The following is a 6,949-nucleotide window of genomic DNA, read 5'->3' on the forward strand; positions in this document are numbered from 1 at the left end:
CCTGTGCCGATTATTTTTAGCAAACTCTCCTAGCTCTCTATAACCTGAGTATCCTAGCATTGTTCCCAGTATTATTACTACTAATACTATCCATAAAGGGTGTCTTTTTCCTTTATCTTTCCGAAAGTCCTTGACTTGTTTTAGTTTTTCTATTAAGCTCAACATATATTTTAAAGGTTGGCGGTCACTTATCATTTTACCTGACAGTGATCGCTTTTACTTTTGATATTCTGATGGGAGAATGAAACAGCCCTACTTATCAAGGGGGGCAGGGGGGATCAAAGACAAAATCTATTGGCTAAAAAAACGGTACACTGATAATTGATAACTGATCACTGATCACTGCTTATGCCTCCTCGTTGGCCCCGTCAACCCGATCGCAAAAACGATCCCGCTTTCCGACGTTTAGATGATCGCATGAATTTCGCCGTTCATGTAGCGGGTTTTTTAGCGATTAATTCAGGGTTGTGGTTTTTTCATATCATTAAATTTTCCGATTGGACTTGGTTAAATCTGTTCACGGGAATTTGGGCTATCCTATTGGTGGGACATTTGATTTATATAGCGGCGATCGCTAACTACTCGGTAACATCCCATGGCTAACACAACTCAGGACATCGAAAATCTGGCAGCCCAAATCGGCGACAATATCTACATTGACGTGGCTAAATGGCATCTCTATCTCCGGGAAGCACATTTACACAGCGTCGTTGCCGAAAAAGTCTTCCCTTTGCTCGAAAACGACAGTTTAAGTGAGAATGCAGTCATGTCTATCCTGCGGGAGATAAAAGTCACCCTCGGAGGTGGTCATCTGCAAGTTTCTCTAGCGGATTTGTTACCCACCAAATGTCAGGTGGATTTAATCGATTTGCTCGAAGAATACCAAAAAAGTCGCTAAAATTCCCCAATAGTATGCCTGATAACTCGCAACTATAGGGTTGGCTGAATAAATCTAAAAACATTGTTCGATAAGTACTGGCCCTTGGAGTGATCTGGGGGAAAATTCAGGGACTTTTCCCCTGAAAATGGCTAAAACCCTACACCCCACACCCCACACCCCACACCCCACACCCCACTTCCCCACTTCCCCACTTCCCCACACCCCACACCCCACACCCCACACCCTACCCCCACCGAAAAACTTTTTCAGCATACCCTAGTTAGAAATAGTCCCCCAGAAGCAAACCATGGAAATAGGTGTTCCCAAAGAGATTAAAGATCAAGAGTTTCGCGTCGGTTTAAGTCCCAGTAGTGTGCGTGTACTCAATGATCGCGGTCACAGGGTATTTGTGGAAACGGCCGCCGGATTGGGTGCTGGATTCAGCGATGAAGATTACCAAAAAGCCGGGGCCAAAATTGTGGAAAAAGCGGCACAAGTTTGGGATAAATCGCTAGTTGTTAAGGTAAAAGAGCCGCTTAAGGCAGAATACGGCTTTTTAAATAAAGAAGCTCTCCTATTCACCTATTTACACCTAGCGGCCGAGCGCTATTTAACGGAAGCATTAATCGAGTCGGGAACAACTGCGATCGCCTATGAAACGGTCGAGCTTGCCGATGGTCGCTTGCCTCTCTTAACTCCCATGAGTGTTATTGCCGGTCGTCTTTCGGTGCAATTTGGGGCCCGCTATCTGGAAAAACAACAGGGAGGTAGGGGAGTTTTACTGGGGGGTTTCCCCGGGGTGAGTCCTGGACAAGTGGTTATCCTTGGCGGTGGTGTGGTGGGTACGGAAGCGGCCAGAATTGCCATCGGTATGGGGGCAAAAGTAACTATTTTAGATATTAACGTCGAGCGCTTGGCCTATTTAGAGACTTTATTCGGTTCCAGGGTAGAATTGCTTTACAGTAGCCCGGCACAATTAGAAAATGTGGTTCCTAGGGCCGATTTATTGATTGGGGCAGTGCTAGTCTTAGGAAAACGAGCGCCGACGCTGGTTTCTCGCTCTTTAGTCGCCAAAATGAACCCTGGTTCTGTAATTGTCGATGTGGCAGTGGACCAAGGGGGCTGCGTGGAAACTCTGCGGGCCACTTCCCACAGTCAACCGACTTACTTGGAGTCGGGAGTAGTACATTATGGAGTGCCTAATATGCCTGGAGCAGTACCCTGGACGGCAACCCAAGCTTTAAATAATAGTACCCTACCCTACGTTATTAAATTAGCCGACCATGGAGTAAAAGCTTTGGATCAAGATGTTTCCCTCGCTAAGGGGTTAAATGTCGCCAATCATCGGTTAATTCATCCAGCAGTGCGCGAAGTTTTTCCCGATTTGATTTGAGCAGTAATTTAAGGGCTGATGGTGGTATTTTCTAGGGGTTATGAATAAGAATTTATGGACAAGGGATGAGCTGCTGATCGCTCTCAATTTATACTATAAATTTCCCTATGGACAATTCCACACTAACAATCCTGTTATTATCGAAGTCGCTCAAAAGTTACAGCGAACACCATCGGCCTTGGTGATGAAATTATGTAATTTTGGTTCTCTCGATCCCAGGCATCAATTGCGAGGAGTACAGGGGTTAAAAGGTATCAGTAAAGCTGATGGGCAAATCTGGCAGGAGTTCGAGGATAACTGGACAGAATTAGCCCTAGAAAGTGAGGAAAAATTACAGGTTATTTTAGGAGTTATTAACGAACAGCAAGAGGATTTTACCAGACTTGATTTTTCGGAAAATATCAAAACAGAAACTGAGGCAATCAGAAAAGTTAGAATCGGACAAAACTTTTTTAGAAAGACAATTTTAGCCCTATATAACTATCGTTGCTGTATTACAGGAAATCCCATTCCTCTGTTACTAACAGCTAGTCATATATTACCCTGGAGTCAATTTCCTGAACAGCGTTTAAACCCTCATAATGGCCTGTGCCTAGCTCGTACTCATGATACTGCTTTCGATCGAGGTTTAATTAGTTTTGATGAGGATTTAAGATTAATTATTGGCCATGAGATCGAAAAAAAGGCTCAGGATCAAGGTAGCGAGACGTTAGAACTAAATTTTATCAACTATCGCGGTAAAACTTTAAATGTTCCCGATCGCTTTTTACCAGATTTAGATTTTTTAAACTATCATCGCTATCATATATTTCAGGGCTAGAAATGGGATAACTAATAAAAAATCTGCTGCTCGAGGATTTCAAAATATATTGACTATTAAATTGGGTGATGGAGAACAACAAAAACCAGATTGTGATTTGATCATTGCCTAGCTCGTACTCATAATACTGATACTGCTTTTGATCGAGGTTTAATACTAAATCCGTTGAGTACAGGCTAGTTATGAGGAGAGGCAAAAGGCAAGAGGCAAAGGGGAATAAATAATCAGTTTTTAATAACCGGATTTAGTATAATTGGTTATCGCTGATCTTGTGGGTTGGGTTGAAGCATGAAACCCAACGCCTGCATGGGTTACGCTACCGCTAAACCATCCTACAAATTAATTGTGCCTCCCTACTTAACGATGATGACAATCCTAGAGAGGATTCTTTTTCCCTATCACTGCATAGAAGGGATCGGCGACCATAATTCCCAACATTTGCAGGAAACTGGGGGTAGTAGCAGGACGAACGATCGCCTGTACTTCCCTAAATCCCGCCACCGATTTAAAATAGGATTTCACTAACGCTACCCGGCCTAAATCGCTATTATCGCGCCAAGCAGCGATCGCTTTTTGGTAAAACATACGATTGGAAAAACTGACCACCACCAGACCATTAGGCTTTAAAATACGATACAGTTCCGCAAAAATCGCCTCTGGATACTGCAAATACTGCACCGACACCGTGATTAACACCGCATCAAAAGAACTATCCCCTAGGGGCAATTTTGGCTGTGCATTCAAGTCCTGGACAAAATAACTATGCAAGCGGGGATTTTTGGCTAACTCCTCCCCATTCATCCCGTGACCTTCGATATGCTCAAATTCCATCTCCTCCGGTAAATGGGACACCCAGCTGCTCATCAGGTCTAAAATGCGCGTATTCGGCGATAATATCTCTCGGTAGAGAGCGGTTAATCGATCGATAAAACCCTCATCCACGTGGGTGACGAAGCGGGGAAAAGCATAAAAATCGCTGTCTTTGGTCGGATCGAGTTTAGTTCTTTCTTCGGGTCGGAGCATTTTTGTCAAGTTAATTTTACTATTCTTAACATACCCCACAGACAGAAAAAAGGGTTAACCGAACTGGTCAACCCCTAGGCTTGGGAACGCGCTGTAAATCTTAGCTTTGAACGACTAGCTTAACGTTAGCGTTTTGCAGACCGCGCTGTTTCACTTCGGATAGGGTTTTGTTCACAGCGTATTTTTGGTTGATCGAGTTGATCAATTCGGTTTGATTGTGTTTTTTGGCCACACCCCAGAGGTCAGCGATTAAATCGAAACTGCCGTCGGTATTGCGAGACCAACCGAGATCATATTCGCCATCGAGAACAGCAACGATGTCGGAGCGAACCCGTTGACCGTTGTAACCACGAACATCAGCTTCGGTTTTTACGCTAATGCCGAGGTCGCGGAGAGAAGCTTTGAGGATTTCGGCATCGGTGATTTTGGTCCGGAGAGTGCTGAAATGAGACATTGGAATTTCCTCTTTGTAGATAAGAATCAACAACAACAGATTGAGAGTTAAAGAGTGCCGCCAAGCGGCTTTTCGAGGCATTGCTAGTCCCTGAGAACTAGCCTTTCATCCCGTTGGGAGCGGGCGAAAGTCTGTTAGAACTCCAATCGCTGGTACTCAGCGACGGAGGCCGAAGCAGGTCGGGCGCGTTGTCTGGCCCAATCACGCAGGGCCGTTACCTGTTCGGTCATGGTGCGAGATAGGGGCAGAGTCGCCTTAATCGCCGCAATAATGTCTAATTGCGTGAATTCGCGATCTTGGGCGAAGGCCTCATACATGGCGGCAATCAGCGCCTGTTCTATTTCCGCACCGGAAAACCCATCGGATACCTTGGCTAACTGCTCCAAATCGAAGCGAGAAATGTCGGAGCGTCGTTTAGTCAGGTGAATATTAAAGATATCTTGTCTTTCTTCGGAATTGGGCAAATCGACAAAGAAGATTTCATCGAAGCGCCCCTTGCGGAGAAATTCCCCTGGTAGCCGTTCAATTCGGTTAGCTGTGGCCATAACGAAGACGGGTGAGGTTTTTTCCTGCATCCAAGTCAGGAAGGAGCCGAAGATGCGGCTAGAGGTTCCCCCATCGGAATCGGCTGATCCTGTACCACCGGCAAAAGCTTTATCTAATTCATCGATGAAAAGAATGGCCGGAGAGATGGATTCGGCAGTTTTTAGGGCATTACGCAGGTTAGCCTCAGACCGTCCCACCATGGAACCATCGTAAACCCGTCCCATATCTAAGCGCAGGAGCGGTAAACTCCAGAGGCGCGAGGTGGTTTTAGCGATTAAGGACTTACCACAGCCTGGTACTCCTAAAATTAGCATTCCTTTCGGTTGGGGGAGTCCGTAACCTCTGGCTCTTTCTGTAAAGGCATTTGAGCGCTGTTTTAACCATCTTTTTAATTCTTCCAGACCGCCGACGGCATTGATGGTCTCGTCCTCTTCAATATATTCTAAGATTCCGTTGCGGCGAATCAGTTGTTTTTTCTCGGAAAGGACGATTTCTACCTCGTCTTCCGTCAATTTGTTCGCTTTTACATGGGCTTTGCGGTAAACTTTTTCGGCTTCATCTTTGGTTAAGCCCAAGGCCGCTTTCAAGAGTTTTTCTCGAACCTCTGTGGTGGTACGACGATTTTGATTTTTGCCTAGGTGTTGCGAGAGAACTGTATCTAACTCTCCCATGTCCGGCAGGGGAAAATCTAGAACTACCACGTCTTTCTCTAGTTCTATGGGGACTTCTTGCAGGGGAGACATTAAAATAATGATTTTTTCGGTTCCTTTAAAGCTGGCGATCGCATCTCTTAACCAGCGATTGACCGGAGCAGAAGTGATGAACGGATGCAGGTCTTTAAAGATGTAGATACCCGCTTCCCGTTGACGCACTACCCATTCGATCGCCGCTTCTGGCGACACGGTATTATGTTGACTGGTTTGGCGGGGTTGACCCAGTTCGATCATGCCGTGGGTGACAGTCCAGACAAACACCCGTCGATGTTGTGTATTTAGTTGGGCTATTTTGCTGATGGCTTCTTCCGCCCTTTCCTCCTCGGAGGTGACGAGGTAAATCAGGGGATACTGAGCCTTGACGAGAATTTCTAGCTCTTCTTTCATAACATCGACCCTATTTGTGATAACGGTTTTGACCTTGGGCGGCTGATGGCTGTAGATGCCTTGTTCGACTACTGAGAATTTAGCAGGGAACTAAGGCTGCTTCTCCCTCTGTGGTTCCTTGAGCGCCAACGGGTTCGGGAACTTCGATCGGGAACTCGTCGCCCACTATTGCGGGCTGGCGTTTGATCGACCTTAGCCGATCTTCTTTCATTACTAACGCGGCATCACACTCGGGACAGACATGAACCTGATAGGTTTTGCCATAGGCGGTGGCTTCGATTTCCTCTACCTTTTCGGGGTATTTGAGGTAAAAAGCGATCGCTTTTTCCACCAGCCCTGACATCGATTCTTCATCGATCGCGGCTCTGATCTTTAGTTGACGATGGACTCCAGGGGGAAGGTACAGTGTGACTTTTTGCTTGTCTTGCATATCACTAAATTGGTTTACCCGGGTATGTGTCCTTACTATAACCACTGTCTTTCCCTCCTGTCAAGATGGTAAGCTGTTATGACAGCATAATTGTAACATTTCTTTACAATTGGTGGGGAAGTGGGGTGATGGGGTGTGGGGTGATGGGGTGTGGGGTGTGGGGTGTGGGGTGTGGGGTGTAGGGTGTAGGGTGTGGGGAGAATAAAGCTGCCTTTTGCCTTTTGCCTTTTGCCTTTTGCCTTTTGCCTTTTGCCTTTTGCCTTTTGCCTTTTGCCTTTTGCCTTTTGCCTTTTGCCTTTTGCC

The 6,949-nt window shown here is 45.9% G+C and carries 10 protein-coding genes; 4 read left to right on the forward strand and 6 right to left on the reverse strand.

What is annotated here, in order from left to right; translation table 11 throughout:
- On the reverse strand, positions 1-165 hold a 165-nt coding region (locus IM496_RS05895; RefSeq protein ID WP_287661528.1), incomplete at its 3' end, for a transposase family protein.
- A gap of 183 nt (positions 166-348) precedes the next feature.
- Here IM496_RS05895 and IM496_RS05900 point away from each other — a divergent pair.
- The 4 genes from IM496_RS05900 (at position 349) to IM496_RS05920 (ending at position 3,093) form a co-directional block, all read left to right on the forward strand.
- Positions 349-603, forward strand: coding sequence for a hypothetical protein (locus IM496_RS05900; RefSeq protein WP_002761850.1), 255 nt, complete (start codon positions 349-351; stop codon positions 601-603).
- Positions 596-898, forward strand: a complete 303-nt coding sequence (locus IM496_RS05905) for a DUF3181 family protein (RefSeq protein WP_149978261.1) — start codon at positions 596-598, stop codon at positions 896-898. Before IM496_RS05900 ends, IM496_RS05905 begins: the two co-directional genes overlap by 8 nt.
- Positions 899-1,187: 289 nt before the next feature.
- A complete protein-coding gene (ald, locus tag IM496_RS05915; RefSeq protein ID WP_287661522.1) occupies positions 1,188-2,273 on the forward strand; it encodes an alanine dehydrogenase in 1,086 nt (361 codons plus the stop codon).
- Positions 2,274-2,313: 40 nt separating this feature from the next.
- Positions 2,314-3,093 (forward strand): HNH endonuclease, encoded by a 780-nt coding sequence (locus IM496_RS05920; protein WP_287661524.1) that lies wholly within the window; start codon positions 2,314-2,316, stop codon positions 3,091-3,093.
- Between the two features lie 375 nt (positions 3,094-3,468).
- Here IM496_RS05920 and IM496_RS05925 read toward each other — a convergent pair whose 3' ends face one another.
- From IM496_RS05925 to IM496_RS05945, 5 genes are all read right to left on the reverse strand, one after another.
- Positions 3,469-4,116, reverse strand: coding sequence for a class I SAM-dependent methyltransferase (locus IM496_RS05925; RefSeq protein WP_002781835.1), 648 nt, complete (start codon positions 4,114-4,116; stop codon positions 3,469-3,471).
- A gap of 100 nt (positions 4,117-4,216) precedes the next feature.
- Complete coding sequence (locus IM496_RS05930; RefSeq protein ID WP_002731874.1) at positions 4,217-4,570, reverse strand: DUF1257 domain-containing protein; 354 nt, start codon at positions 4,568-4,570, stop codon at positions 4,217-4,219.
- Between the two features lie 134 nt (positions 4,571-4,704).
- On the reverse strand, positions 4,705-6,216 hold the full coding sequence (ycf46, locus tag IM496_RS05935) for a stress-responsive protein Ycf46 (RefSeq protein WP_194017365.1): 1,512 nt from the start codon (positions 6,214-6,216) through the stop codon (positions 4,705-4,707).
- A 79-nt stretch (positions 6,217-6,295) separates the two neighbouring features.
- Positions 6,296-6,646, reverse strand: coding sequence for a slr0373 family blue light stress response protein (locus tag IM496_RS05940; RefSeq protein ID WP_043996353.1), 351 nt, complete (start codon positions 6,644-6,646; stop codon positions 6,296-6,298).
- Between the two features lie 35 nt (positions 6,647-6,681).
- A partial coding sequence (locus IM496_RS05945; RefSeq protein ID WP_287661527.1) for a hypothetical protein occupies positions 6,682-6,949 on the reverse strand: 268 nt, incomplete at its 5' end.

The organism is Microcystis sp. M049S2 (assembly GCF_020245625.1).
GTDB lineage: Bacteria > Cyanobacteriota > Cyanobacteriia > Cyanobacteriales > Microcystaceae > Microcystis > Microcystis ichthyoblabe_A.

What these genes read in the sequence shown, in the direction of transcription:
- IM496_RS05900 (WP_002761850.1), top strand. Translation starts at nt 349, where the DNA reads ATGCCTCCTCGTTGGCCCCGTCAACCCGATCGCAAAAACGATCCCGCT.
- IM496_RS05905 (WP_149978261.1), top strand. Translation starts at nt 596, where the DNA reads ATGGCTAACACAACTCAGGACATCGAAAATCTGGCAGCCCAAATCGGC.
- ald (WP_287661522.1), top strand. Translation starts at nt 1,188, where the DNA reads ATGGAAATAGGTGTTCCCAAAGAGATTAAAGATCAAGAGTTTCGCGTC.
- IM496_RS05920 (WP_287661524.1), top strand. Translation starts at nt 2,314, where the DNA reads ATGAATAAGAATTTATGGACAAGGGATGAGCTGCTGATCGCTCTCAAT.
- IM496_RS05925 (WP_002781835.1), bottom strand. Translation starts at nt 4,116, where the DNA reads ATGCTCCGACCCGAAGAAAGAACTAAACTCGATCCGACCAAAGACAGC.
- IM496_RS05930 (WP_002731874.1), bottom strand. Translation starts at nt 4,570, where the DNA reads ATGTCTCATTTCAGCACTCTCCGGACCAAAATCACCGATGCCGAAATC.
- ycf46 (WP_194017365.1), bottom strand. Translation starts at nt 6,216, where the DNA reads ATGAAAGAAGAGCTAGAAATTCTCGTCAAGGCTCAGTATCCCCTGATT.
- IM496_RS05940 (WP_043996353.1), bottom strand. Translation starts at nt 6,646, where the DNA reads ATGCAAGACAAGCAAAAAGTCACACTGTACCTTCCCCCTGGAGTCCAT.